Origin of the sequence: Dyadobacter sp. CY327 (assembly GCF_021390415.1) — a bacterium.
GTDB classification, from domain to species: Bacteria; Bacteroidota; Bacteroidia; order Cytophagales; family Spirosomataceae; genus Dyadobacter; species Dyadobacter chenhuakuii.
The window spans coordinates 260,255-283,483 of the sequence record NZ_JAJUXJ010000007.1; the positions used below are offsets into that span (position 1 = coordinate 260,255).

Here is a 23,229-nt window from a genome sequence, read left to right on the forward strand (position 1 = left end):
TGGAAAGGACTTGAAAAGTGTTAAGGGCGTTAAAAATCTACGATGAAAGCATCAACATATCAATGATGCAGGAAATGCATGCTGATACTCTTTTTTGTAAGATTATTTTTTTTAATTATTGAAAATTAGAAAATAAACTTTGGTCAATGTAAATATTGACGCCCTTTTTATTCCGGCTCAATTCCTAATCGATAAAAAGCTGCTTCACACATACGGGCGTAGGAATGCTGATCTCCTTGCTGGCATAAGTCAGTTGGCCTGTTTCTGCATTTCTTTTGAAAAACACCACATTATCATTGTCGCGATTGGTCACCAATACAAGCTCACCTTTGGCATCCACCAGGAAGTTGCGCGGGTGCTTTCCGTGCGTTTCGGCATGCCCGGCGACGGTTAATTTGCCGGTTTTGGCATCTACTGCATAAATAGCAAGGCTTTCATGTCCCCGATTGGAAGCGTACAGGAATTTGCCGTCCGGCGAGAAATGAATGTCAGCGGCAAAGCTTTTTCCCGTAAAATCCGCAGGAAGCATCGTTACCCGCTCCATAGGCACAAGCGCGCCGGAATTCTTAACAATTTTGAAGGAGTTAACAGCCGAACCCAGCTCGCAGGCTGAGTAACCGAAATTGCCATTAGGATGAATAGCAAAGTGACGCGGGCCATCACCGGCCTTCACTTCTGCATAGGGAACGGCTCCGGGCGTGAGCTTACCCGTTTTGGCATCAATGCTGTATACCATGATCTTATCGATGCCAAGATCCGAGGCGTAGATGTATTTGCCATCTGCTGAGGGGATTACCGAGTGCATATGTGGTTTCTGGGACGCTAAACCTTTGTCCTGAATGCTGTCGGCAACCGCGCCGATTGTGCCGTCAGTATTGATGAGGTAAACGCCCAGTTGCCCGCTTCCGTAATTGGAAACATATAAAAACCGGCCCTTCGGATCTACGCTGACGTGGCAGGGGCCTTTGCCGAGCGAGGGTTTGGAATTCATTGTTGTCAGTTTTCCGGCGGCGTCAATGGCATAAGAAGAAACCGTGCTGTTGCCTTCGTTAGCTGTATACAGGAATTTTTTGTTAGGATGGAATTCCAGGAATGAGGGGCTGTTTTTATTCACCATCACCTGTATTTCTTTGAAAGACAGGTTGCTTCTGTCGAATTCGTAGACATAAATGCCCTCACCTTTTTGGGTGTAAGTGCCAATGTAAAGGATTTCTTTTCCGGATTTTTGTGCAAATGTCATGACAGCGGATAATAGGCAAATGAATGTTAAAATTGTATTGCGCATGGTTCAGGAATTAAATGTTTGGATCAATGTTAGGAGTGGCAGCGACTTGCTATTCAAAAATCAAGGTGCCGAATTTGTTAAATTCGTGGAAGCTGCCGCCTGTTTTCTGCCACGAGTAATAGGCGGTTTCTTCATCATAATCAATGCGGTAGAAGTTGCCGCGCCACTTGGTCCCGGACTTTGGCGCGGCTGTTACCATGGGGCTCATCAATGCATAAGGGATAAAGAATTCGGCTTTCCAGCCCTCTACTGACGCCATGCTCTTCTTTTGGCCTCCTTGGGCGCTGGTGGCATGTTGTACGCGGTTGCGGTCTGTGTAATGCCAGGCTTTCCATCCTTCTGTCCGGCCTTTTATGTTGGCAATGATGATGGGAAGTTCGTAATCCAATGGTGAAAGCTCGTATTCCAGATAAATGGGCACTGTGGTGTCCGGCCAGAGAAAAACTTCCACAACATCCTCTTTAAACAGCGAACCATAATCCTCCATAATGGTCGCAGTCAGTTTTTTATCGGTGCAGTCGAAGAGGAAATACATTCCTTTTTCGGAGTAAAGGATTTTTACTTTGGTGGGAAATTGTTTTCCCGGCGCGGGCTGGTTAGGACCTTTCTGGACCGTGATGTCAAAAGCCTTCGCAGTGGCCCAGTTTGCAGCACTGCCTTGCCCGTCAACTTTAAAGTCGGTCGTTTTTTTGATCACCATGGAAGAATCCGGGATTGCGGCATGCGCCTGGGCACGTGGAGCAATTGCGCCCGTCAAAATGCCCGCCCATAGAAAAAAGGGGACGATTTTTTTCAACATCATTGTATGGTTTAGGAATGGAATAGGGGCTGCGGGAAGCAGGTTCCGGCAATTTCCTCAGGTTTTTAGATATTACCAAATGATTATTTTCCGTAAGTGCCCGATTTTCCAGACTGCGGCACGCTTTGGAATGATTATTTAACAAATGGCACATATCAATCAACTGAAAACCATTTAACTTTTAGCATTATGATACGCGAACGAGGAGAACCCGCAATAGCTGATACCAGCAAACCCATTCTGGAAGCACCGGTAGTTCCGGACTTTCCAACAAATACACAAAAAACCCGCGCAGTAGCCGATGATCCGGACCTGGTAGGCGGTAATGATGACGACGATCTGGATGGCGACGACGATGCAGATGATGTCCTGCCACAAGATGTCCTGGACGATGATGATGACAGCCTGCTAGATGACGAAGAGCCTGTGATCATTGACGGGGACGAGATTATCGACCGTGAAGATGACGATGAGGACGATGACGTTTTATAACGATCCGTCCAATAAGTTGATTTAAATAAATATAGCCTCTGGATTTGTCCAGGGGCTTTTTTATTGATATAATGAGTAATGATACCCGTCCCAAGGCTTTTCCAGCTAATTCAGGAAGAACATCTTATCCTCACCTTTACCTAAACCCATGCAGTCCACAGACAAAAATGTTACCCAAAGCATTACCCAGGTAATTGCTGCTTCTTCTCTTGGTACTTTAATTGAATGGTATGATTTCTACATTTTTGGCAGCCTGGCCGTTATCATCGGGCAACAACTTTTTCCCAGCGACGCAGGCGCATCGGCATTAATCAACACATTGGCCATCTTCGCCGCCGGCTTCATCGTGCGCCCATTCGGGGCATTGGTTTTTGGTCGGTTAGGCGATCTCATTGGCCGGAAATATACATTTCTGCTTACCCTGGTGCTAATGGGCGGTTCCACATTTCTGATTGGACTGATTCCCTCATATTCAAGCATCGGGTATGCAGCTCCGATTTTGGTTTTGATCCTTAGACTGGTGCAGGGCCTTGCGCTGGGTGGTGAGTATGGCGGCGCGGCGACTTATGTGGCGGAGCATGCACCGGTTGGCAGAAGAGGATTTTTTACGAGCTGGATCCAGACCACGGCAACATTGGGCTTGTTTCTTTCCCTGGGTGTTATTGTGCTCACCAAGAACATGTTAGGTGCCGAAGCGTTTGCGGACTGGGGCTGGCGGATCCCATTCCTGGTGTCGATATTGCTGGTGGGCGTTTCGATCTATATCCGGATGAAAATGCATGAATCCCCTGTTTTCACCAAACTGAAAGCGGAGGGTAAGGTTTCTACCAATCCTCTTAAAGAAAGTTTTCAGAAGAAAGCGAATTTCAAAATGGTGTTGCTGGCATTATTCGGCGCCACAATGGGGCAGGGGGTGGTCTGGTATACCGGACAGTTTTATGCCCAATCGTTTTTGGAAAATACTTGCAAGCTGGATTTCAATGAATCGCGTTATGTGCTGCTTTGGGCCATTTTATTTGCGACTCCGTTCTTTGTTGTGTTTGGTTCGTGGAGCGATAAAGTGGGGAGGAAATGGATCATGCTTACCGGAATGCTGCTGGGGGTGATCTGCTATCGCCCTATTTACCAATATTTTATTGACGCAACCAATGTAAAGGAATTCCAGAAGACGGAGTTGAAAAGTGCTTCGGATCCGGTTGTTGAAAGGACTTTACTGAACGATACCAAGGATTCGCTGATCACAACCACCGTATTCAAGACACTCAACAACGGAATGACGTTTAAGGAAGCAAAAGTCGTGATCATTCCCGACGATGTGCTGGCGCCATTGCCCGAACCGCAAACGGTGATCAAGGACGTGACGCTTTCGGGGTCATCTTATATTATCATTATTGCGCTGGTTTTCTTCCAGGTTTTGCTGGTAACAATGGTTTACGGGCCTATTGCAGCTTTTTTGGTGGAATTGTTTCCTACCAAGATCCGCTATACTTCCATGTCGCTTCCCTACCATATTGGAAATGGCGTTTTTGGCGGTCTGGTGCCGTTTATCGCTACATTGGTTGCTTCGTTCAGCGGCTCTACGCCATTATCCGGACTTTGGTATCCGATCGGCATTGCTGCGCTTTCCTTTGTGATCGGGGCGGTTTACATTAATAATAAGGGAGATGAGAACGTGGCGGATTGAGTTTTTGATTTGTAAAAAATATTTTTAAAAATAGCTTAATATGAATGCTTTAAAGAAATATCTGGGCGTAGTATGGATGCTGCTGGGGCCCATTATCATTATTTTCCTCTTCATGCAGGCCATTGAAAAAATAGGATTGGCAGCGGAGGGAATTGCACGGACAAACACAACATTGCAATGGTCAATCATCATCCTGATCTTCATCCCCATTTGCGCGGGACTGGTGATTTTCGGCTACTACGGCTGGAAAGGCGAGTACGAGAAATTGCCCGGAAGCTCGGCTGATTTATAGGAGCGAGGAGTGCACAAACTTCTTCTTTTGTGGATTTGGTGCTTGTTAACATGAATTTGTCAGGATAGTTTTTATTTTTGACGATCTCATCATACAAGCCAATGACCATGAAAGAGGAAGTTTTTATTTTGTCCGCAGCCCGAACACCAATAGGCAGTTTCGGTGGAAGTTTGTCTGCTGTTCATGCTGCAAAGCTGGGTGCGACGGCCATTCAGGGCGCTCTTGAAAAAGCGGGTGTCTCTTCGGAGCAGGTTCAGGAAGTGATTATGGGCAACGTGATTTCTGCCAATCTGGGTCAGGCGCCTGCGCGTCAGGCTGCGTTATATGCCGGTTTGCCTTCCGGTGTGATCTGCACGACGGTCAATAAAGTGTGCGCTTCGGGCATGAAGGCCGTGGTTTTTGGGGCGCAATCCATTCGGCTGGGCGATGCGGATCTGGTGGTGGCAGGTGGGATGGAGAATATGTCGCAAGTGCCCTATTATCTGCCCAAAGCCCGAAATGGTTATGGTTATGGAAATGGCGAGATCATTGACGGATTGCTGAAAGATGGTTTGGTGGATGTTTACGACCAGATCGGAATGGGCGTTTGCGGTGACCGGACGGCTGAAAAATATGAGATTTCAAGAGAGGAGCAGGATGCTTTTGCCATCCGGTCCTATACAAAAAGTGCGGAGTCAACGGCAAGCGGCTTTTTTAAAAATGAAATAGCAGCAGTGGAAGTGCCTTCGCCGAAAGGTGGAGAGTCTGCGATCGTTTCTGAGGATGAGGAATTCAAGAAAGTAAAATTTGAAAAGATCCCTTTTCTTAAACCTGCCTTTTCCAAGGAAGGAACGGTGACCGCGGCAAATGCCCCCACCATTAATGATGGCGCTTCGGCACTGGTTATTGCAGGAGGAGAATTTGTCAGAAATAACAACATTACACCCCGAGCCAGGATCGTCGCCTATGCCGACGCGGAACAGGAACCGGCCTGGTTTACGACAACGCCCGTTCTGGCCACACAAAAAGTTTTGAAAAAGGCCGGAATGTCACTTTCCCAGATCGATTATTTTGAAGTGAATGAGGCGTTTGCTGTGGTGGCGCTGGCTTACATTAAAATGCTGGAACTTAATATAGACAAGGTAAATGTTTTTGGAGGCGCCGTTTCGCTCGGCCATCCGCTGGGTTCTTCGGGATCGCGGATCATCACGACATTACTTTCTGTTTTGGAACAAAAAAATGGACGATATGGCCTGGCGGCCATCTGCAACGGTGGCGGCGGCGCGTCGGCAATTATAGTTGAAAGATTGTAGGAAAATTAGCGGATAAGGACTTTGAGGCGATTGTAAAATCCTGTGCTTTTGAAGGTGAAGGTTTTGTGCAAAATATAATTACTCACAAAACTAAAACCCATTCCCGACACATATGAGCCCATTTCGGTGATGTTAACCTGTTTTTTGCCAAATGGAAGCTTCACAATGTAGATGTCCATGCCTAAAACTTCGGTCGCCAGCTTGAATGATCCTAATGTGAAAATCTTCGTGACGCCCAGTGATATTAAAGCAACGATTAAGAACTTCACCATTTCCCGGCGCGTCTGATTGCTGCGGCGGGCGTCAAATGCAAATAATTTGGTAAGGATAAAACCGACAACAAATCCTACTAAATAAGACAATGTGATGGACTCGCTCCATGTCACATCGAACCAATCCTGGATTAAACTGCTTGAAACAAGTTGTATAACTGCCCCGGTGCCCGCAACAAGAAAATACGCTATTAAATCTTTGGCATTGAGAATTTTATCCTGCTTTACTTGGGCCACTTGAGAGTTGGTTAATGGACTGCCGGGAACAATTGTGACCCAATATTAGAAAGAAAATGATCCTGAAACAAAAGCAGAATCGTAATTTGAGCAACTGGAAATGGAAGGCAATGTCATTATTATGGCACTATTTTTGTCCTCTTTACAATTTTGAATAGTGAATATGAAAAAAATTCTTACGCTCGTTTCTCTGTTTTTTATCGCATCCCCTGCCTTTGCCCAGACTCAAAAATGGGCCGTCGGATTTGAAGTCGGTGAGCCCATCGCCGTGAGTATTCGTAAATACGGAGAACGTAATGCGCTGGATATCAGCATCGGAACGTACATCGGGTTGTTCAAAAGCAAAGATAATTACAAAGTTAGCAATGACGATCTGGGCGGTGTAGGCGTTATGTTCAATGGAACGTATCTTTGGTATGCGCCGTTTTTTAACGAACGGATGATTGCGTATGCAGGTCCGGGTGTGCAGGTGAATTCGCGAAGATATTACCCAGACCGGAATGTGAAATCAGTTTATACAACCAACATTTCAACAGGGCCGTCGGCCATAGCGGGGCTGGAATTCTTTTTCTCACAGAAACCTGCTTCATTTTTCGTAGAAGGCGGTGGTTATCTTGAATTGATCCCCAAGTTTTTTTACTTCAATCCCAATCTGAGCATTGGATTAAGACACAACTTTTAACCATCAAAATCGTGAAAAACATTTATTTTATCTGCTGTATGGCCGCTTTGACGGTGATCGGCTCATCGTGCTCCCAGCAATTACAACGTCGCTACGACCAGCGCCACGGCACATCTTCCGGCAGTACTGATGCTTCCGACCGTTCGTACGACAGCGACTATCGCTCCAATAACGGCACTTACAAAAGAGATTATGACCGCGTTCTCAACGAAACGCCGCGCAGCGATAATGCGGTTTCAGCCGGAAGCTCGGATTACAACCAGCAGCTGATCGCCCAATACCAGGAAATGGACAAGCTGGGCGAAGTGGTGTTGTATGAACTGGACAACCTGGAAAGCCGCTATAATGTGCTGATCAACGAATACCGGACGGCCAAATCTTCGCAAAAAGGCGTTTTGGCGGATCAGCTGGACAGGATTAGCGCGGACCAACTGGTTCTTTACAGGGCGTATACAAACATTTACCGCAATGGCAAAACCAATTGGGCTTCCGTAAAACGGGATGTAGAGAATGATCTGCGATCGGTTCGGCGAGTTGCGGACCGCTAATTACCAGCCCGCGCCTTTGGTGTTTGTTTTGACCCTGCACACATAACCATCCACGGTCATATATAATGTAGAGCCATCATTTCCCCAGGCACAGTTGGAGGTCAATTCGCCCATTTCGATCCTGCCTATCAGCTTTCCAGCCGGGGTAATAATGAGCATTCCGCCGGGGCCGGAGGACCAGAGATTTCCGTCTTTGTCTATTTTCAAACCGTCCGGAAGGCCCGGTTTTCCTGCTTTTACCATAGGTGTCGCGTCGTAAATGAGTTTTCCTTTTCCTGTCACATTGCCGCTCTCATCCACATTATAGGCCACGATTATGGCTTTTTCAGGATCGGATTGGGCAATGTAGAGCATTTTTCCGTCAGGGGAAAAAGCGAGCCCGTTGGGCCTGGTAAGGTCGGGGATTTGCAGGCTTACTTTCCCGTCTTTTGCAATGCGATAAACGCCGAATTGTTTGGTTTCTCTGGTGGGATCTTCATGCTTTTTAGCAAGCCCGTAAGGTGGATCAGTGAAGTAATAACTGCCATTCGTATGCTCTGTCACATCATTTGGGCTATTAAACCTTTTGCCTTCGAAATGATCCGCAAGCGTAACTTTTCCTCCCACTGTTAATGAAACTGCTGAAATGCGGCGATCGCCGTGCTCGCAGGAAACAAGCCGTCCCTTGCTGTCGATGATCAGGCCGTTGCTGCCCGGCTCATCGCTGTAAACGCCCCGGCCTGTATAACCCGAAGGTTCCAGGAAGACCGACAGACCACTTTTTTCATCCCATTTATAGACCTTGTTTTTAGGCACATCCGAAAACAGCAAAAAGCTGCTGTCCTTCACCCAAACCGGCCCTTCGGACCATTCAAAACCCGAAGCAAGCACTTCGATTTTCGCGTCTTTGGCAAGCAGCTTCTCAAATGCAGGATCTTCGTAAATGATCTTTCCCATGGTGGGATACGATTTTTGGGCAAAACCAGATACCGAAAGCAATAGGAGAGAACATAGAAATGGCGCGCAGAGCTTCATGATTCCGAAGTTTATTTAGAATACAACCTGAATATGGAAGAAAGAATCGGATACACCGCAACCTACTGTACGGATTTCACGAATGAGAAGCCAGAATGAGGCTGCAATGTGGCGCGAGCTGCATGGTTTGTAACATGCCAGAATGTTGGGGATCGGTTGAAAAAAGGATATGCTTGAAGTCAGCTTTATCGTCGGGCATCAGGATAGGCTTGTCATAACTGCTTAAATTATGAATGATAACCAGCGATTTATCCACATGCGGCCGGAAATAGGAGAGCATCTGATCGTCTTGCAGGCACACGCGGTGGAGGTTCGGCGCAAAGATCTGGCTCAGCGCCGGCTCGGACTTCCGCAGATTTATCAATGTTTTATAATGATTGTAAACCGAATCCGGATCTTCCATTTGTACAGACAGCGGCACGACGGTTTCTTTTTTTGAAAATTGGGCATCAATCCAATTGGTGTTTCCGCTGCTTTCCAGGTCATCGGACCATATAAAAGGCTCGCGGATATAAGGATCGGGCTTCGTGCCTAGCATGCCGATTTCTTCTCCATAATAAATATACGGCTGGCCGGGCAATGTCAGCAGAATGCTTGCCGCCATCTTAATTTTCTCTTTATGGTTGCCGGTGACACTCGCAATCCGGTCCTGATCATGGTTGGTAAGCATGATAGCGTCCACAAAGAGCGGGTTATATTTTTCAAAAACCGCATAACTGGATTGCAGCTTCTCAACAATGTCTTCATCCTTTTCACCGATAAGCATACGCTGCAAAGCGAAACTAAGATCAAAATGAAAAGTGGCGTCCAGATAACGGAAATAGGGTGCTACTTCTTCCGTCTCCGCCCATACTTCACCAACCGTAAATGCACCCGGCTTGATATCCTGCACGAGTTTTGAAAAATATTGCCAGAATTCAACACTTAAATGTTTCTCCCATTCCGGGTAAACGTGCCGGGCAGCATCCAGACGAAAACCGTCGACACCCACGTCCACAAGCCAAAAACGAATAATTTTTTCCAATTCTTCCCGTAATGCCTGCGAATGGTAATTGAGGTCGGGCATGCCTTTGTAAAACAGGCCGTAATACTTTTCCAAATCTTCGGGATTCTCGTGCCATGGATAAACCACCTGCGAATCGTCCGAGGTTTCCCTTTCTGAAATTCCCAGGGCCTCGATTTGTGTGGGCGTCATCCACCAGTAGAATTCGCGATAAGCGTTCGCCGTGTTTTTACGCGCTTCGGAAAACCACGGGTGGAGCGTGCTGGTGTGGTTAATGATCAGGTCGAGGTAAATTTCAATGCCCCGATCACGCGCACTGGCGAGCAGCTTTTTGAAATCATCCATTGTCCCGAATTCCGGTTCAATGGCATAATAATCCGTCACATCGTATTTATGATAACTGGGCGATGGATGGATAGGCGTGAGCCAGATTGCCTCTATGCCGAGGTCGGCCAGGTAATCCAGTTTTGAAGTAATGCCATTTAAGTCACCAATCCCGTCGCCGTTGGAATCGCAGAAAGAACGGACAAATATCTCGTAGCAAACCCTCGGAATAAATCTTGACTTGTCTGCAATCATATGAATGTTGCCCGAAACCGGACCGGCTCAGCGGATGAAATAAGGTTTCAGCAATTTATAAACAATATGCACCGGTAAGCCCATAATCGTGTAAAATGATCCCTGAATTTTTTCAACCCCAACCATCCCGATCCATTCCTGGATGCCATAGGAACCGGCTTTGTCGAAAGGTTTATATTGATCAATGTAGTGTGTTAATTCCCAATCTTCCAGTCTGCTGAATGTCACTTCCGCAACATCTGAAACAGTTTGAATGCTGTTATCATGCAGCAAACTCACCGATGTAATCACCGTGTGCGTTTTGCCGGACAGCTTTTGCAGCATTTGAAATGCCTCCTGAAAATTGGCCGGCTTTCCCAGGATTTCATGATCTGCGACCACAATCGTATCCGCGGTCAAGACCATGTCGTCCGGCCGGAGGCCGCAGAACATTTCTGCCTTTTCCCGTGAAATATAATCGGCAACCGCTTCGGCTGTTAATGTGGCTGGAAATGTCTCGTCCGTTGGCAGCACTTCCACAGTAAAATCAAATCCTGCATCTGCCAGCAACTGCTTGCGGCGCGGTGAATTAGAAGCGAGTATGAGGGGTTTTTTTAACTGAATCATTTAAGAAAAAGGAAATGACGCTGATAATCAACGTATTTAAGTTCTGTTAGCAGATATTTTAAAAATTCTTTCACATGCATGAACCATTCGCCGGAATATTGATGTTACTACATTAAATGTATATACATCATAATTACATTTTGCCGTCAGCTATGTCTATTGAAACTGATATAAAACAAAAAAAATTTCGAAGCGCCTATCAGCGTCTTGCATTGAACCTGGTTTATACAACCAACTGGCTGGAATCCAAACAACTTGAATTTTTTAAAGGACATGACATCACCAGCCAGCAATATAATGTACTCCGGATCCTGCGCGGACAGCAGCAGAACCCGATCAAGGTAAGTGACATTACGGAAAGGATGTTGGATAAAAATTCTAATACATCGAGGTTAGTGGATAAGCTCCTGGCCAAAAACCTCGCAAAACGATCATCCTGCCCCAACGACAGGCGCGCTGTGGATGTGTTGATTACCGAAGACGGCTTGAAATTGCTGGAAGAACTTGATCCGTTCGTGGAAGAATGGGAAAACCGTTTCAATGTGATTTCCAGCGAAGAGGCAGACCAGATCAGCGCTTTGCTTGACAAACTTCGGGAATCAAACAAGTGATAATGAGCATGAATACCCAAAAATGAATAACCCAATAATTTAATTACAATCAATTAATCCAAAAATGAAAACTACAATGAAATCCGTTAAATTCTTCCTCGCTTCTGTTGCTGTTGCTTTATTCGTATCAGGCTCTGTTTCAGCTGACGACAAAGTTAAAAAAGCAACTAATCTGAAAGTAAACACTTCAAAAAGTGAGCTTACCTGGGTAGGCAAAAAAGTCACTGGTGAGCATACCGGCAAAATCGCTTTGAAAGAAGGCACTATCGTTATGGACGGCGCTAAATTGACAGGCGGAAAATTTGTTGCCGACCTGACTACAATCACAAACACCGATCTTACCGACAAAGAATACAATGGCAAGTTGATCGGCCACTTGAAATCTGACGATTTTTTCGGCGTTGAAAAACACCCGACTGCAACATTCGTAGTAACGAAAGCGACACCAAAATCAACTGGCGTTTACGAAGTTACGGGCGACCTGACGATCAAAGGCATTACAAAACCTGTCACTTTTCCAGTAACTGTTAAAACAACGGCAACTGGTGCAGAAGCAACTGGCAAAATTGTTGTTGACCGTTCAAAATACGATATCAAATACAACTCCAAGTCTTTCTTCGAAAACCTTGGTGACAAAATGATCAACGATGATTTCACGATTGACGTGAAATTGGTTGCTTCAAAATAATCAACTGAGTTTTAAGATTTTCATGGCTAAGATTGTTAACCTGTCCGACCTTTTGGTTGGGCAGGTTTTTGTTTTTTATACCAAAAAAATCAGTTGTTGAATTCTCTGTATTTCGGAAAATCATCCATAAAATGAATCTGTCCGTTCACTGCTTTGAAGCAATAGTGGGCCATGCCATTGGTAACAGCCAGATATTGAGGCTGTAATGTGAAATTATATCGGCTGATCTGCGCAAAGGTGGCATCATTCACAGTAATAAAAGGCGCTTTGCATTCCACCAGCAGAAACGGAAGCGATTCGCCGGACAGGACCATAATGTCCGTCCGTTTCGCTAATGTGTTGTATTGCAGGCCCGTTTCTACGGCGAAAAGGGATTTAGGATAACCATATTCTGTGATCAGCAAATGAATAAAATGCTGCCTTACCCATTCCTCCGGCGTGAGCGACACGAATTTCCTGCGTATAATGTCGAAAATATGCGGTTTCCCGTTAACGTGCTTAACTTTGTAAGCAAACGTCGGGAGGTTCAAAGATTCCATGAACGAAGATACACATCACAACAAACGCAGCCAATAAACTCATTGAATTCATGACTACTAAGGAACAAATCGTCGAAAACTGGCTGCCGCGCTACACTGGTACGGCCGTTGAGGACTTTGGAAGTTACATTCTGCTGACCAACTTCGGGAATTACGTGACCATGTTTGCGGAGAAATTCAATGTTGAGGTAAAGGGTCAAGGGCGTGCGATGCAAACGGCTACTGCTAAGGATATTACCATCATTAACTTCGGCATGGGAAGTCCAATGGCCGCCACGGTGATGGACCTTTTATCTGCCATTAGTCCAAAAGCGGTTTTGTTTTTAGGTAAATGCGGCGGCTTGAAAAAGACTCAGGTAGGCGATCTTATTTTGCCCATCGCAGCCATTCGCGGCGAAGGAACCAGCGATGACTATATGCCTTCAGAGATTCCTGCATTACCTTCATTCCGGCTGCAAAGCACGGTATCGGCCAGTATTGCCAAAAATAAAATGGATTACTGGACCGGAACGGTTTACACCACGAACCGGAGAATCTGGGAGCATGACGACAGCTTCAAAGAATATCTGCGCGATATCCGCGCTATGGCCATTGACATGGAGACGGCTACGATTTTTATTGTGGGTTTCGCCAATTCCATTCCGCATGGCGCATTGCTTTTGGTATCCGACAACCCGTTGGTTCCGGAAGGGGTAAAAACAGAGGAAAGTGACAAAAAAGTGACTACTAATTATGTCAAAATGCACCTTGAGATCGGCATTGAATCATTGACGGAACTGGCGAGGTCCGGTGCGTCTGTGAAACATCTGCGATTTGAAAATTGATCAGCAAAATGAGTGAAGCTACATTATATGAGCGCATCGGCGGCGATGCGGCGCTACGGCAATTAACGGATAAATTTTACGACCTGGTTTTCAATCACGAGTTGATTTCCAGGCTGTTCAAAAGTGATAAAGAAGAAATAAAGGAGAAACAGCGCCTCTTCCTCACCCAATTTCTAGGCGGCCCGCAACTCTACTCCGACATTCACGGCCACCCCATGATGCGCGCCCGCCACATGCCCCACGTCATCACCGAAGACGACGCCGTAGCCTGGCTCCAATGCATGTCCGAAGCAGTAGGAACGCTCCCCATCAGCAAGGAGCTCAAAGACGAGTTATTCGACCGTTTTCCCAGGACCGCGTTTTTTATGGTAAATCGGTGAGTAAATTCTTATTATAAATTAAAAAGTTCTTGATTTGGGAACTTTTCCTATCTTTGTGTCGTCAATAAAATTTAGATGGAACGCATCTTTGCTAAAAGCACACTACGAGAATATTGGGAATCACATCCTGACACTGAACAATATTTAAAAACCTGGTATGATACGGTTTTTAACGCCAGCTGGAAAACCCCCGCTGATATTAAGCAGACTTACGCTTCTGCGAGCATTCTGAAAGATGGCAGGATCGTTTTTAATGTTAAAGGCAATGCGTACCGACTGGTTGTAAAGTTTAATTTTGAAAAGCAATGGGCCTTTATCCGCTTCATTGGAACACATCAGGAATATGACGGCATTGACGCTAATTTGATCTAATGTTATGAAACTCATTAAAACAAAAGAAGATTATCAGGCAGCGCTCAAACGCATGGAAATCCTTTTTGATGCGGCAATCGGAACACCTGAAAGTGATGAAGCAGATGTGCTCGCATTGCTGATTGATGCTTACGAGCAACAATATTATCCTATAGAAGCCCCAGATCCAATCGAAGCAATTAAAATCCGGATGGAGGAAATGCAGTTGAAGCAAGTCGATTTGATTGAGGCGATCGGAGGCAAAAGCAGGGTTTCCGAAATTTTGAATAAAAAGAGAAAATTGAGTGTGGAGATGATCCGCAACCTTGCCTCACGTCTACATTTATCAGCAAACAGCCTCATTGGGGACTACCAGCTTATTCGATAATTTAATTCTCCAAGTCAGGCAGAACAAGAAATCTTTACCTTTGCCGCATGAATTTTAAAGAGCAGTTAATCCAGTATCCGATTCTTGAAATTGTGGCGAAGGCTGCGGCGGAGCTGGGGGTGGAGGCATATGTTATCGGTGGATTTGTAAGGGACCTGATACTCAAAAGGAATAGTAAAGATATTGACATCGTTTCGATCGGGAGCGGCATTGAACTGGCCGAAAGTGTTGCCAGCCAGCTCGGCCCCGACGTTTTTGTGAGCATATACAAGACCTTCGGCACGGCACAAATCCGCCAGGGCGGTCTGGAAATCGAATTTGTGGGGGCGCGCAAAGAATCTTACCGCGCGGATTCCCGGAAACCCGCAGTGGAAGACGGCACATTGAGCGACGATCAGAACCGGCGTGATTTTACCATCAATGCCATGGGGATAAGCCTTAATAAGGGAACATTCGGTGAGCTCGTGGACCCGTTTGAAGGGATGCGGGATATAAAAAGAAAGATCATCCGTACGCCGCTGGAACCGGAGATTACATTCTCCGACGACCCGTTGCGTATGATGCGGGCGATCCGCTTTACGAGCCAACTTAACTTCGACATTGAGCCCAATACATTCGACGCGATCATTAAAATGAAGGATCGCATTGAGATCGTTTCGATGGAGCGCATTTCGGATGAACTGAATAAAATAATCCTGTCACCAATACCTTCTTACGGTTTCAAGTTGCTGTATCACGCAGGCATTTTACAAATCATTTTCCCGGAAATGATCGAATTGCTGGGCGTTCAAACCATTGATGGCAAGGGACATAAGGATAATTTTTACCATACATTACAAGTGCTGGACAATGTGTCCCAAAACACAGATGATCTTTGGCTGCGCTGGGCAGCGATCCTGCACGATATTGCGAAACCTGCCACCAAGAAATTTGATAAGCGCATCGGCTGGTCATTCCATAACCACGAGGAAGTAGGTGCGCGCATGGTGCCCGTCATTTTCCGGCGGATGAAACTGCCTTTGAATGAAAAAATGCGGTTTGTAAAAAAACTTGTGCGATTGCATTTGCGGCCCATTGTTTTGTCCAAAGAAGAAATAACAGACTCCGCCATGCGGCGCCTGCTCGTGGAAGCGGGAGAGGACATTGAGGCATTGATGAAACTCTGCCGGGCCGACATTACTTCCAAAAACCCCGATAAAGTAAAGCGCTTCCTGCAAAACTTCGATCTGGTGGAACAGAAGTTGAAGGACCTCGAAGAACGCGATAAGCTGCGCAACTTCCAACCCGTGATTACGGGCGAAATGATCATGCAAGCATTCGGCTTGAAACCGGCAAAGGAAGTCGGCATCATCAAAGAAGTGATACGGGAGGCCATTCTGGAAGGCATTATTCCAAATGAATTTGATCCCGCATACGCGTATATGGTGCAAGAGGGCGAAAAAATGGGCTTAACTTTACAATCATAAAATCTGACTCCTCATTACAATTAAATGGAAAACAATACTCAGTTCAAACGCTTCTTCGGCGCACTTCTCACTATCCTGGGCATTTCGGTTCTGCTTTTTGCCTGCATCGCATTTTTATCTGACAAGCCCGTTCTGGGACTTACCGTTTCCAAGTGGGAATCCGTGGTTCCGTTTCTGGTCGGCACCGTGTTTTTGCTTACCGGTGTGAACCTTGTTAAGGGCTGACCGAGCGCACCAGTGTGGCTCCAACTGTGCATTCCAGACATTTCCGGAATGTACAGTAATTGTTATACCACTCTATAAGCGCCTGAGAATCAGTGGCAGTCTTGACATTCATTCCCAATATTTCCCACTCCCGCGTAATGCGGTTTTTTTCTGCGCCGATTTCCGACAACCAATAAATGGCCTTTTCCAGCAGTTCGGGCTGTTGCCGGTGCTTTGCATAGGCGACCAAAAGAGGCACAGCGCCATTGACAATCAGTAAGTTTGCCGAGTCTTTTCCTAGAAATGGCACCTTACCTTTTGATTTTTTACCAAAAAGATAATGGTCCTGCCAATAATCCGACTGCTCTATCTGGAACATGGCCTGCAAGTTCGAAAACGACTGCGCAGATATAATCTCAGGAAACAGATTCCCGTTTTTATGCAGCAACCGGGCAAATTGAGCGAGGCGAACCGTTGGAAAACCAGCAGGCCGCATCCGCAGGTTCTTCCATTCATGACCATTCATTTGCTGACCTTTCAAACCATATTTCGCACTCAAAAATTGATGTTCCGCTCGTAGCTGACGAATGTAAGGGTCATTGGAGTCGGCGGGGATGAGTCCTGCACAACCGAAAAGCAATGCTTCAATCTGGTTCACTTTTTCGTGGTGTTTCCGGATTATTTTCCAGGGAACAATTTCAGTAAGCCGCGCGAATGGTGCGTCATTTAATTTAAAACCAAAGTGCCTTCCCAACCATTGATAAGCCGTTTCTTCCCAATCGTTGTTGTTTTTACTTAGTAAATCCATCACCAGAGCGGCTTTCCGATCGAGCCTTTCGAGCAGTACGCGGTCGAGCATTCCGTATTTTTGTATGTCGTGCACCTGCGCGAACATGGATGCACATGGAATCGTCTCTGTTTCGTCCTGCAATGTCGCATATCGTTCCAGAACCGATTGATTGACGATATTCTTTAATGTCAGAGTCGGCAGTAATGTGCCGTCCTGCCTTATAATAGGCCGGTCATTTTCCCACACCACGTGCAGGATCACTGTTTCATAGGCAGGATCGGCCTCATGGTTATGCAGAAACCAGTCGGAGGATTTAACATGGATTTCAATGCTTCCTACCCATTGACAATCTTCGATAATGATCCGCGCTTCGGAAAAATCGGGGCCTGCATTGGCGTTCCTGTGCCCTGTTCGGAGGATGGAGAGCTTGCTGCCTTCATCAGTGTAAAGGGCTTCGTTGGCGAAATATTGGAATCGCCATATAAAACTCAGGATATCTTCATTCATCGCATTTAGAATTAGCGTGTGTAGAAATATTTAATGTAATGGCCTTTATTTTCTTTGTCTAAACCTGATTAGTTTCTGTTCTTTGTACGCTGATGTTTTGGTTTGGTCACAGGTTTTTGAAGTAAAAAGTTTTATGCTCCGCCGTTTGCAATTTATTGCGCTTAGAATTCTCATTGTTTTTTTCGTTCTTTCAATCTTTTGGGTGCTGGTTTTGAAGTTTTTACCGGTTTGGGTAACGCCATTTATGCTATCCAGAAAAATCGAAGCTTTCCGGGCCGACGAGGACACGGAAATCCATCACGATTGGGAGCCTTATGAAAATATTTCAAAGGAAGTTGCGCTGGCGGTTGTCGCATCCGAAGATCAGAATTTTCCGAACCACTGGGGATTTGATTTTGACCAGATCTATAATGCGGTGACAGAGAAGCGGAAACGCGCGCGCGGAGCCAGTACGATCTCGCAGCAGGTTGCCAAAAACGTCTTCTTATGGCATGGCAGAAGCTTTGTCAGGAAAGGTTTGGAGGCTTATTTCACTGTCTTAATCGAAGTTATCTGGGATAAAGAGCGCATTCTGGAAGTCTATTTGAATGTTGCCGAAATGGGAAAAATGACATTTGGCGTAGAAGCAGCCTCATTAAGATACTACAATAAATCCGCCAAAAAGCTATCCCGCGCCGAAGCCGCCCGCATCGCCGCCGTGCTCCCCAACCCCGTCCGTTTCTCCATCAAAAACCCATCCGGCTACGTCCAAAAACGAACCGGTCAGATCATACGCCAAATGCGGTATCTGGGCGGGCAGAAGTATATTGCGGATTTATGAAGCAAGTGTATCTATAAATCTTAATTCTAGGGGAAATAAAAATGACCTGTCATAAATGGCAGGTCATTGATCTATTACTTGGATACGTTGTCCGAGGACAAGAGGCTTTTCCAAGCATCACATACAAAAATATCTATATTTGGCGAACAAAAAAAGCGCTGATGCATGTCGATCAATTCCCCCGACGCCTCTCCTTTAAGAACTTATACGTCCGGTGCCTTGCCAGTGTTGGGTTGAGTTTTTCGAATAATCCTTGGCTTTTGAGCGCGTACCAGTTGATTTTTAAGAGGTAAAGGCTTACGAATGAGCTTAGGTTGCTTTGGATGAAGGTGCTGGTTTTGGTTTGGAGGTCCAGGCGTTCGAGGGCTTGCAGACCGCGCCAGTAATCGATGCTGTCGGCTTGGGATTTGTTTCTGGCGCGTCCTTCACCAGCGGTGTAGATGAGCAGGCGGTCGTCGGAGGGCTTTTGAATGTTGTTCCAGTAATCCCGCCATTCATCATTGCTTCTGGAATTGCTGACGACGGATCTTGAAATGTCCGTAGTGTCGAGCTGGATCTTTACACCATTTTCGAGAAAAAAGAAAAGCTGGCCTTTCAGCTGGGAAACCTGCATTTGGTACAGGTTGGGAACCAAGTCCTTTTCCATGAGCAAATTAATGCTGTCCTGGCCGAGCTTGATCGAATGTACAGTTGCTGCGAAGCCTTTTTCCCGGGTCAATAAAATGGCCTTGCGACCTTTCATTTGTTCCGGGTTGACAATTTTTATTTTAATAATCTGACCAAAAGCAGGGGATAGCAGGAAGAAAAAAGCAATAACCCGAAGGAAACATTTGGTCATCTTACAACGGAAATTTAGACGCAGCCGACTTTAAGTGGCCGGCTTTTGACAAGTAAATTAGGAAAAAAATCCCAGAATCGATTTGCCAGAAGCCGGCACGCGCACCGCGTCGGTTACTTGATCTCAACCTTGATCAAAACAGGCTGGTGATCAGATGGGTAACGTTGCTCTTTGGCATCTGTTAGAACGCCGTATTTAAGCACATTAATGTTCTTGCTTACAAAAATATAATCGATGCGTTTGTCCATAGCCGCGTCAAATTTGAAACTGTTAAATGTTCCTTCCGGACCGTAAGGAGGCTGTTTTGTAACCTCATGCGAATCGTTAAGCAATCCCTGAATAGTTTTAATCTGCTCGGTCTCAGGCGTTGAGTTGAAATCACCTGTAAGGATAACCGTAGATTTTCCGGCAATCTCGCTGATCTTTTCTACCATCAGATGACCCGATTGTCTGCGGGCCTCAACGCCTTGATGATCGAAATGAACATTGAAAAAATAGAACTCTTTTTTGCTCAGCAAATCCTGGAACTTTACCCACGAAGCAATTCTGTTACAGCAGGTTGCGTCCCAGCCCTTGCCAGGCTTGTCGGGCGTTTCGCTAAGCCAGAAATCGCCCGATTGCAGCGCTTTGAAACGGTCTTTTTTGTAAAAGATTGCCGAATGTTCTCCGCCTTCCTTGCCATCATCCCGGCCTTTTCCGTAGAATGTGAATTCTGTCAATTCGGCCACATCTTTTAATTGACCTATCAGTGCTTCTTGTACACCGAAGATGTCAAATTCATGGAACCGGATCAACCCTTTCACATTTTCCTTGCGGTTGGGCCAGGCGTTTACACCATCATTCGCGGTGTTATAGCGGAGGTTATAGGAGGCAACATTGATCGTATTTTTTTGCGCAAAAGTGCTTTGCGACAATGCTAACATCAGGGAAAGGGCGAAGGCGATTTTTTTCATTTAAAACTTATGATTTGTGAACGGAAGCAAAGTTAACAGGCTTGCCGGTTATTGATATTTTGACTGCGTGATCATTTGCCCTTTTTTGCAAGCAGAAACTTTCCGACCACTTCGCCATCATCCCGGATCATTTTCAGGTCCAGGTGTTTTTTGGTCGCATGCAGTTTGATCAATGTTCTTTTGCCTTCCAGCGGGCCTCCGCCGATCACAATCGGATAATTGTGCGTTGCGTCAGGCTCGTGCGTGGCGTAGCGGTGCGTATGGCCGGAGATCTGCAAGTCGATTTTTGCCTTGTTCAAAACCGGGCCGAAAAGCTCGCGACAATGTAATGTTCCATGCCAATCCCCGGAATGGTAAGGCGATATGTGGATGAGGACGATCCGGAAATCAGCTTTTTTGAAATCCGTGGATTCCACTTCTTTTTCCAACCACTTTTTCTGAACCTCACGATAACGGTCAAAGGCCGAAAGTCCGCCATATTCCACGCTGTCATCCGTCTTGTCCTCCCCCGAATCCAGGACCACGAACCGCACCGGTCCGCGCGTGAAAGCATAGTAATATTTGTTTTCGGGATAGGCATAGTAAGCCGGAATATGCCTCGAAAAGCTTCCCCGGCATTCATGATTTCCCTGCGTGAGGATAAATGGGATTTCGGAAGCGAATATGTCCGTTGCGGGCTTGATCAAATGGTTAACCATCTGAATTTCTTCGGTTACCCAATCAAAACAATCGCCGTTGAAAACCACAAAATCATAATCTCGGGTGTTACCCGTATAACCGTGGCGGTAAAGGAGTTGCGGGATAATTTGCGGACGGTCGTGAATGTCGTTGAAGATTACCATTTTAAACTCTTCCTCATTTTCAGCCGGTGTTTTGAAGCCAAACATCGCACTGGCAATGGTGTCGCCGAACTCAACTTTCGAGCCTTTATAGCCCGTTATTTCCGTGGAAACAATTTTGTATTTGTGCTCCGTGCCCGCATTTAATCCGCTTAATGTCACCTTATTGATGCGATTATTAGCTTCAATCAGTCCGTTGTTATAGCCAAATTCCCGCTTGCTGGTGTAAGTCCCGGCCCCGTATTCGACCCAGCTGAAACTGTTTTTATGCGTGATCCACATGATGGTCACCTCGTTGGTGCCCATATTTTGTAAATAAGGGCCCGCAACGAAATGGTTTTTTTCTTCTAACGAAGCATTGGAGTCGCCGGCTTGCGCAGCAGATAATGGCAAGAGGCTCAGCGCGCCGATCTGCGACATTTTTTCAAGAAACGACCTTCTGTCTGAAAGCATATTTTATGGGTTTAGGAATAGATGCAAAGCTTAAAGTTACTTCCAGTTTGGATTCTGGGTGAGGTTTGGATTCAATAACCTTTCCTGTGTGGGGATTGGATATAAGTAGTCCTTGTTTTCGTCAAACCGTTTGGTAATGTGGCTGTTGATAACAATGTTCCCTCCTTTGTTGCCATTTTCCAGAAGGATCTCGCTGCCTAGTTTTAATAACTGCGCTCCCGGAACAGCCGGCTTCGTGCCTTCATAAATAACAAGGTCAATCTTTCCGTTTTTGTCCAGGTCGTAATTTCCTGGACCGGGAAAATACATTCCTTTAAACTGTTTCGTGAGCAACTGGCCTTCTTTCCACCGCACAATGTCATCCCAGCGGAAGAAGTTTTCCATAACCAGCTCAATGCGTCTTTCCCGACGGATTTCCAGGATCACACCTGTATTTTTGCCGGTCAGTTTTGTGTATTGTGCGGCCTGGTAGGGATCCGGTTTTGCATTGGCAGTCGCCATATTAATGTTCACCATGCCCACGCGGTCGCGGGTGAGTTTGGTAGAAATGTCCAGGTCAGCCTGCGTCAATGTGCCCTTTTCTGCTTTTGCTTCGGCGTAATTGAGCAGCACTTCGGCATAGCGGAAGATAGGCATGTCGGTAATGTCCTTCCCGAATGTGTCCCATTTTGGCTCCGAAACAAATTTGATCAGCTGGTAACCCGTAACCGTTGCTCCGAACTCCGGAACAAGCGGGGTCGTTTCGCCAATGCGCGTATATCCCGGCGTGCGGATCGTCTGTGAAAGGCGAGGATCACGGTTCTGGACTTCGTCATAAAACTGCATGGTTTCGTAGCCCTTTATGTCGGTAAATCGGGAGCCATCAGCCATTAAATAGCTGTTAACGAGCTTCTTTTCCAATCCGGGCTTTCCGTAAGATGCCGTCATGGTATAATAGTTCAGGTTGTGATAGACCTGCAATGCATCGCTGAAATCGCGCGCCAGGATCACCTCGTCTGCAATCGCATTATCGGATGCGAAAAACATTTGGTAAGCCGTTTTAGGGGTTGATTTATAAATGCTGTATCCGCTGTTTTTCATGAGATCTTCCGAGGCCGTAATGCAGGCATCCAGGAATTTCTCGGAATCGGGAAGGTTGAATTCGGTGTGATATTTCCGGAATGTGCCTTCATATAATCCGATTCGGGATTTCAGAGCCAATGCAGTCCATTTTGTAACGGTGCCGACTTGTCGCGTAGCTTCAAGATTGGCGATTGCGAAGTCAATGTCTGCCATTACAGAGTCCATTACTAACGTTCTCGGATCGCGTGCTTTGTTCAGCAATGCTTCATCTCCTGCTTCAATCGGGCCGCTATACCAGGGCAGATCGCCGAATCTTTTGACCATTTGAAAATAAAAATAAGCCCGGAAAAAGCGAGCGACGCCATTGTATTTTGCCACTGCTTTTGGATCCTGAACTTTGCCAGAATTGGCCAGGAAATAATTAATGTTCCTCAAATTGGTCCAGGTCCAGCCGCCGCCACTTGTAGGCACGATACGCGTTCCCTGCAACTCGTCGCGCAAACTGTTTTTGACCACATTATCCACGTCTTCATTGTAAACATCTTCCGCGCTCGGCAGCATGTTATAGAATGAATTGGTATAAAGCAGCAGGTCGTTTTCAGTTTTGAAAAAAGTTTCGGGAGAAATGGCGTCGAGCGGAAGTCTGTCGAGGTCGCACGAAGCGAGCCCGATGGCCAGGGTCATGATATATATCAGCTTTTTCATGTGATTTTTTTTAATGTTTTGGCAAA

The 23,229-nt window shown here is 46.1% G+C and carries 27 protein-coding genes; 15 read left to right on the forward strand and 12 right to left on the reverse strand.

Features of this window, described 5'->3' with window-relative positions; translation table 11 throughout:
- Positions 1 to 184: 184 nt before the first annotated feature.
- Entirely contained in the window at positions 185 to 1,240 is a 1,056-nt protein-coding gene (locus LZG74_RS17375) for a lactonase family protein (RefSeq protein WP_233797799.1), read from the reverse strand.
- 94 nt (positions 1,241 to 1,334) lie between these two features.
- A complete protein-coding gene (locus tag LZG74_RS17380; RefSeq protein ID WP_233797800.1) occupies positions 1,335 to 2,087 on the reverse strand; it encodes a carbohydrate-binding family 9-like protein in 753 nt (250 codons plus the stop codon).
- Between the two features lie 186 nt (positions 2,088 to 2,273).
- On the opposite strand from LZG74_RS17380, the gene LZG74_RS17385 reads away from it, so the two are divergent.
- The 4 genes from LZG74_RS17385 (at position 2,274) to LZG74_RS17400 (ending at position 5,844) form a co-directional block, all read left to right on the forward strand.
- On the forward strand, positions 2,274 to 2,576 hold the full coding sequence (locus tag LZG74_RS17385) for a hypothetical protein (protein ID WP_026629985.1): 303 nt from the start codon (positions 2,274 to 2,276) through the stop codon (positions 2,574 to 2,576).
- Between the two features lie 148 nt (positions 2,577 to 2,724).
- Complete coding sequence (locus tag LZG74_RS17390) at positions 2,725 to 4,260, forward strand: MFS transporter (protein WP_233797801.1); 1,536 nt, start codon at positions 2,725 to 2,727, stop codon at positions 4,258 to 4,260.
- A 40-nt stretch (positions 4,261 to 4,300) separates the two neighbouring features.
- Positions 4,301 to 4,552, forward strand: a complete 252-nt coding sequence (locus LZG74_RS17395) for a DUF6814 family protein (RefSeq protein ID WP_233797802.1) — start codon at positions 4,301 to 4,303, stop codon at positions 4,550 to 4,552.
- Between the two features lie 107 nt (positions 4,553 to 4,659).
- Positions 4,660 to 5,844 carry an acetyl-CoA C-acyltransferase gene (locus tag LZG74_RS17400; protein ID WP_233797803.1) on the forward strand — a complete coding sequence of 395 codons (1,185 nt, stop codon included), beginning with the start codon at positions 4,660 to 4,662 and terminating at the stop codon, positions 5,842 to 5,844.
- A gap of 5 nt (positions 5,845 to 5,849) precedes the next feature.
- Here the strand turns inward: LZG74_RS17400 and LZG74_RS17405 are convergent, their stop codons facing one another.
- Positions 5,850 to 6,353: a GtrA family protein gene (locus LZG74_RS17405; protein WP_026629989.1), complete on the reverse strand. Its 504-nt coding sequence runs from the start codon at positions 6,351 to 6,353 to the stop codon at positions 5,850 to 5,852.
- A 163-nt stretch (positions 6,354 to 6,516) separates the two neighbouring features.
- On the opposite strand from LZG74_RS17405, the gene LZG74_RS17410 reads away from it, so the two are divergent.
- Complete coding sequence (locus tag LZG74_RS17410) at positions 6,517 to 7,035, forward strand: hypothetical protein (RefSeq protein WP_233797804.1); 519 nt, start codon at positions 6,517 to 6,519, stop codon at positions 7,033 to 7,035.
- An 11-nt stretch (positions 7,036 to 7,046) separates the two neighbouring features.
- Complete coding sequence (locus tag LZG74_RS17415; RefSeq protein WP_233797805.1) at positions 7,047 to 7,583, forward strand: hypothetical protein; 537 nt, start codon at positions 7,047 to 7,049, stop codon at positions 7,581 to 7,583.
- On the opposite strand, the gene LZG74_RS17420 is transcribed toward LZG74_RS17415, so the two are convergent.
- The 3 genes from LZG74_RS17420 to LZG74_RS17430 form a co-directional block, all read right to left on the reverse strand.
- Positions 7,584 to 8,519: an SMP-30/gluconolactonase/LRE family protein gene (locus LZG74_RS17420; RefSeq protein WP_233797806.1), complete on the reverse strand. Its 936-nt coding sequence runs from the start codon at positions 8,517 to 8,519 to the stop codon at positions 7,584 to 7,586.
- A 154-nt stretch (positions 8,520 to 8,673) separates the two neighbouring features.
- Positions 8,674 to 10,179: an alpha-amylase family glycosyl hydrolase gene (locus LZG74_RS17425; RefSeq protein ID WP_233797807.1), complete on the reverse strand. Its 1,506-nt coding sequence runs from the start codon at positions 10,177 to 10,179 to the stop codon at positions 8,674 to 8,676.
- A 27-nt stretch (positions 10,180 to 10,206) separates the two neighbouring features.
- On the reverse strand, positions 10,207 to 10,785 hold the full coding sequence (locus tag LZG74_RS17430; protein WP_233797808.1) for a Maf family nucleotide pyrophosphatase: 579 nt from the start codon (positions 10,783 to 10,785) through the stop codon (positions 10,207 to 10,209).
- A gap of 152 nt (positions 10,786 to 10,937) precedes the next feature.
- On the opposite strand from LZG74_RS17430, the gene LZG74_RS17435 reads away from it, so the two are divergent.
- Positions 10,938 to 11,396, forward strand: coding sequence for a MarR family winged helix-turn-helix transcriptional regulator (locus LZG74_RS17435; protein WP_233797809.1), 459 nt, complete (start codon positions 10,938 to 10,940; stop codon positions 11,394 to 11,396).
- A gap of 76 nt (positions 11,397 to 11,472) precedes the next feature.
- Positions 11,473 to 12,084, forward strand: coding sequence for a YceI family protein (locus LZG74_RS17440; RefSeq protein WP_233797810.1), 612 nt, complete (start codon positions 11,473 to 11,475; stop codon positions 12,082 to 12,084).
- An 89-nt stretch (positions 12,085 to 12,173) separates the two neighbouring features.
- On the opposite strand, the gene LZG74_RS17445 is transcribed toward LZG74_RS17440, so the two are convergent.
- Positions 12,174 to 12,623, reverse strand: a complete 450-nt coding sequence (locus tag LZG74_RS17445; protein WP_026629997.1) for a type I restriction enzyme HsdR N-terminal domain-containing protein — start codon at positions 12,621 to 12,623, stop codon at positions 12,174 to 12,176.
- A 50-nt stretch (positions 12,624 to 12,673) separates the two neighbouring features.
- Here LZG74_RS17445 and LZG74_RS17450 point away from each other — a divergent pair, with 50 nt between their 5' ends.
- The 6 genes from LZG74_RS17450 (at position 12,674) to LZG74_RS17475 (ending at position 16,257) form a co-directional block, all read left to right on the forward strand.
- A complete protein-coding gene (locus LZG74_RS17450) occupies positions 12,674 to 13,447 on the forward strand; it encodes an AMP nucleosidase (protein WP_026629998.1) in 774 nt (257 codons plus the stop codon).
- 8 nt (positions 13,448 to 13,455) lie between these two features.
- Positions 13,456 to 13,827, forward strand: coding sequence for a globin (locus LZG74_RS17455; RefSeq protein ID WP_233797811.1), 372 nt, complete (start codon positions 13,456 to 13,458; stop codon positions 13,825 to 13,827).
- A 75-nt stretch (positions 13,828 to 13,902) separates the two neighbouring features.
- Positions 13,903 to 14,199 carry a type II toxin-antitoxin system HigB family toxin gene (locus tag LZG74_RS17460; RefSeq protein ID WP_233797813.1) on the forward strand — a complete coding sequence of 99 codons (297 nt, stop codon included), beginning with the start codon at positions 13,903 to 13,905 and terminating at the stop codon, positions 14,197 to 14,199.
- 4 nt (positions 14,200 to 14,203) lie between these two features.
- Positions 14,204 to 14,566 (forward strand): type II toxin-antitoxin system HigA family antitoxin, encoded by a 363-nt coding sequence (locus LZG74_RS17465; protein WP_233797814.1) that lies wholly within the window; start codon positions 14,204 to 14,206, stop codon positions 14,564 to 14,566.
- A gap of 47 nt (positions 14,567 to 14,613) precedes the next feature.
- A complete protein-coding gene (locus LZG74_RS17470; RefSeq protein WP_233797815.1) occupies positions 14,614 to 16,032 on the forward strand; it encodes a CCA tRNA nucleotidyltransferase in 1,419 nt (472 codons plus the stop codon).
- A 24-nt stretch (positions 16,033 to 16,056) separates the two neighbouring features.
- Positions 16,057 to 16,257: a hypothetical protein gene (locus tag LZG74_RS17475; protein WP_026630003.1), complete on the forward strand. Its 201-nt coding sequence runs from the start codon at positions 16,057 to 16,059 to the stop codon at positions 16,255 to 16,257.
- Here the strand turns inward: LZG74_RS17475 and LZG74_RS17480 are convergent.
- The gene (locus tag LZG74_RS17480; protein ID WP_233797816.1) at positions 16,247 to 17,533 is read right to left on the reverse strand and encodes a DUF2851 family protein; all 1,287 of its coding nucleotides are present in this window, start codon (positions 17,531 to 17,533) and stop codon (positions 16,247 to 16,249) included. The two genes, LZG74_RS17475 and LZG74_RS17480, sit on opposite strands and share 11 nt — an antisense overlap.
- Positions 17,534 to 17,666: 133 nt before the next feature.
- On the opposite strand from LZG74_RS17480, the gene mtgA reads away from it, so the two are divergent.
- Complete coding sequence (gene mtgA, locus LZG74_RS17485; protein ID WP_233797817.1) at positions 17,667 to 18,353, forward strand: monofunctional biosynthetic peptidoglycan transglycosylase; 687 nt, start codon at positions 17,667 to 17,669, stop codon at positions 18,351 to 18,353.
- Positions 18,354 to 18,525: 172 nt separating this feature from the next.
- Here the strand turns inward: mtgA and LZG74_RS17490 are convergent, their stop codons facing one another.
- The 4 genes from LZG74_RS17490 to LZG74_RS17505 form a co-directional block, all read right to left on the reverse strand.
- Positions 18,526 to 19,095, reverse strand: coding sequence for a hypothetical protein (locus LZG74_RS17490; RefSeq protein ID WP_233797818.1), 570 nt, complete (start codon positions 19,093 to 19,095; stop codon positions 18,526 to 18,528).
- 209 nt (positions 19,096 to 19,304) lie between these two features.
- Positions 19,305 to 20,144: an endonuclease/exonuclease/phosphatase family protein gene (locus tag LZG74_RS17495; RefSeq protein WP_233797819.1), complete on the reverse strand. Its 840-nt coding sequence runs from the start codon at positions 20,142 to 20,144 to the stop codon at positions 19,305 to 19,307.
- A 71-nt stretch (positions 20,145 to 20,215) separates the two neighbouring features.
- Positions 20,216 to 21,436 carry a metallophosphoesterase gene (locus tag LZG74_RS17500; RefSeq protein ID WP_233797820.1) on the reverse strand — a complete coding sequence of 407 codons (1,221 nt, stop codon included), beginning with the start codon at positions 21,434 to 21,436 and terminating at the stop codon, positions 20,216 to 20,218.
- Positions 21,437 to 21,472: 36 nt separating this feature from the next.
- Positions 21,473 to 23,203 carry a RagB/SusD family nutrient uptake outer membrane protein gene (locus LZG74_RS17505; RefSeq protein ID WP_233797822.1) on the reverse strand — a complete coding sequence of 577 codons (1,731 nt, stop codon included), beginning with the start codon at positions 23,201 to 23,203 and terminating at the stop codon, positions 21,473 to 21,475.
- Between the last annotated feature and the right edge of the window lie 26 nt (positions 23,204 to 23,229).

Bases quoted from the DNA above. Each gene is read 5' to 3' on its own strand.
- LZG74_RS17390 (WP_233797801.1), top strand. From the start codon at position 2,725: ATGCAGTCCACAGACAAAAATGTTACCCAAAGCATTACCCAGGTAATT.
- LZG74_RS17380 (WP_233797800.1), bottom strand. From the start codon at position 2,087: ATGATGTTGAAAAAAATCGTCCCCTTTTTTCTATGGGCGGGCATTTTG.
- LZG74_RS17465 (WP_233797814.1), top strand. From the start codon at position 14,204: ATGAAACTCATTAAAACAAAAGAAGATTATCAGGCAGCGCTCAAACGC.
- LZG74_RS17425 (WP_233797807.1), bottom strand. From the start codon at position 10,179: ATGATTGCAGACAAGTCAAGATTTATTCCGAGGGTTTGCTACGAGATA.
- LZG74_RS17385 (WP_026629985.1), top strand. From the start codon at position 2,274: ATGATACGCGAACGAGGAGAACCCGCAATAGCTGATACCAGCAAACCC.
- LZG74_RS17430 (WP_233797808.1), bottom strand. From the start codon at position 10,785: ATGATTCAGTTAAAAAAACCCCTCATACTCGCTTCTAATTCACCGCGC.
- LZG74_RS17475 (WP_026630003.1), top strand. From the start codon at position 16,057: ATGGAAAACAATACTCAGTTCAAACGCTTCTTCGGCGCACTTCTCACT.
- LZG74_RS17395 (WP_233797802.1), top strand. From the start codon at position 4,301: ATGAATGCTTTAAAGAAATATCTGGGCGTAGTATGGATGCTGCTGGGG.
- LZG74_RS17445 (WP_026629997.1), bottom strand. From the start codon at position 12,623: ATGGAATCTTTGAACCTCCCGACGTTTGCTTACAAAGTTAAGCACGTT.
- LZG74_RS17375 (WP_233797799.1), bottom strand. From the start codon at position 1,240: ATGACATTTGCACAAAAATCCGGAAAAGAAATCCTTTACATTGGCACT.
- LZG74_RS17400 (WP_233797803.1), top strand. From the start codon at position 4,660: ATGAAAGAGGAAGTTTTTATTTTGTCCGCAGCCCGAACACCAATAGGC.
- mtgA (WP_233797817.1), top strand. From the start codon at position 17,667: ATGCTCCGCCGTTTGCAATTTATTGCGCTTAGAATTCTCATTGTTTTT.
- LZG74_RS17470 (WP_233797815.1), top strand. From the start codon at position 14,614: ATGAATTTTAAAGAGCAGTTAATCCAGTATCCGATTCTTGAAATTGTG.
- LZG74_RS17480 (WP_233797816.1), bottom strand. From the start codon at position 17,533: ATGAATGAAGATATCCTGAGTTTTATATGGCGATTCCAATATTTCGCC.
- LZG74_RS17490 (WP_233797818.1), bottom strand. From the start codon at position 19,095: ATGAAAGGTCGCAAGGCCATTTTATTGACCCGGGAAAAAGGCTTCGCA.
- LZG74_RS17450 (WP_026629998.1), top strand. From the start codon at position 12,674: ATGACTACTAAGGAACAAATCGTCGAAAACTGGCTGCCGCGCTACACT.
- LZG74_RS17440 (WP_233797810.1), top strand. From the start codon at position 11,473: ATGAAATCCGTTAAATTCTTCCTCGCTTCTGTTGCTGTTGCTTTATTC.
- LZG74_RS17455 (WP_233797811.1), top strand. From the start codon at position 13,456: ATGAGTGAAGCTACATTATATGAGCGCATCGGCGGCGATGCGGCGCTA.
- LZG74_RS17435 (WP_233797809.1), top strand. From the start codon at position 10,938: ATGTCTATTGAAACTGATATAAAACAAAAAAAATTTCGAAGCGCCTAT.
- LZG74_RS17495 (WP_233797819.1), bottom strand. From the start codon at position 20,144: ATGAAAAAAATCGCCTTCGCCCTTTCCCTGATGTTAGCATTGTCGCAA.
- LZG74_RS17410 (WP_233797804.1), top strand. From the start codon at position 6,517: ATGAAAAAAATTCTTACGCTCGTTTCTCTGTTTTTTATCGCATCCCCT.
- LZG74_RS17505 (WP_233797822.1), bottom strand. From the start codon at position 23,203: ATGAAAAAGCTGATATATATCATGACCCTGGCCATCGGGCTCGCTTCG.
- LZG74_RS17460 (WP_233797813.1), top strand. From the start codon at position 13,903: ATGGAACGCATCTTTGCTAAAAGCACACTACGAGAATATTGGGAATCA.
- LZG74_RS17420 (WP_233797806.1), bottom strand. From the start codon at position 8,519: ATGGGAAAGATCATTTACGAAGATCCTGCATTTGAGAAGCTGCTTGCC.
- LZG74_RS17500 (WP_233797820.1), bottom strand. From the start codon at position 21,436: ATGCTTTCAGACAGAAGGTCGTTTCTTGAAAAAATGTCGCAGATCGGC.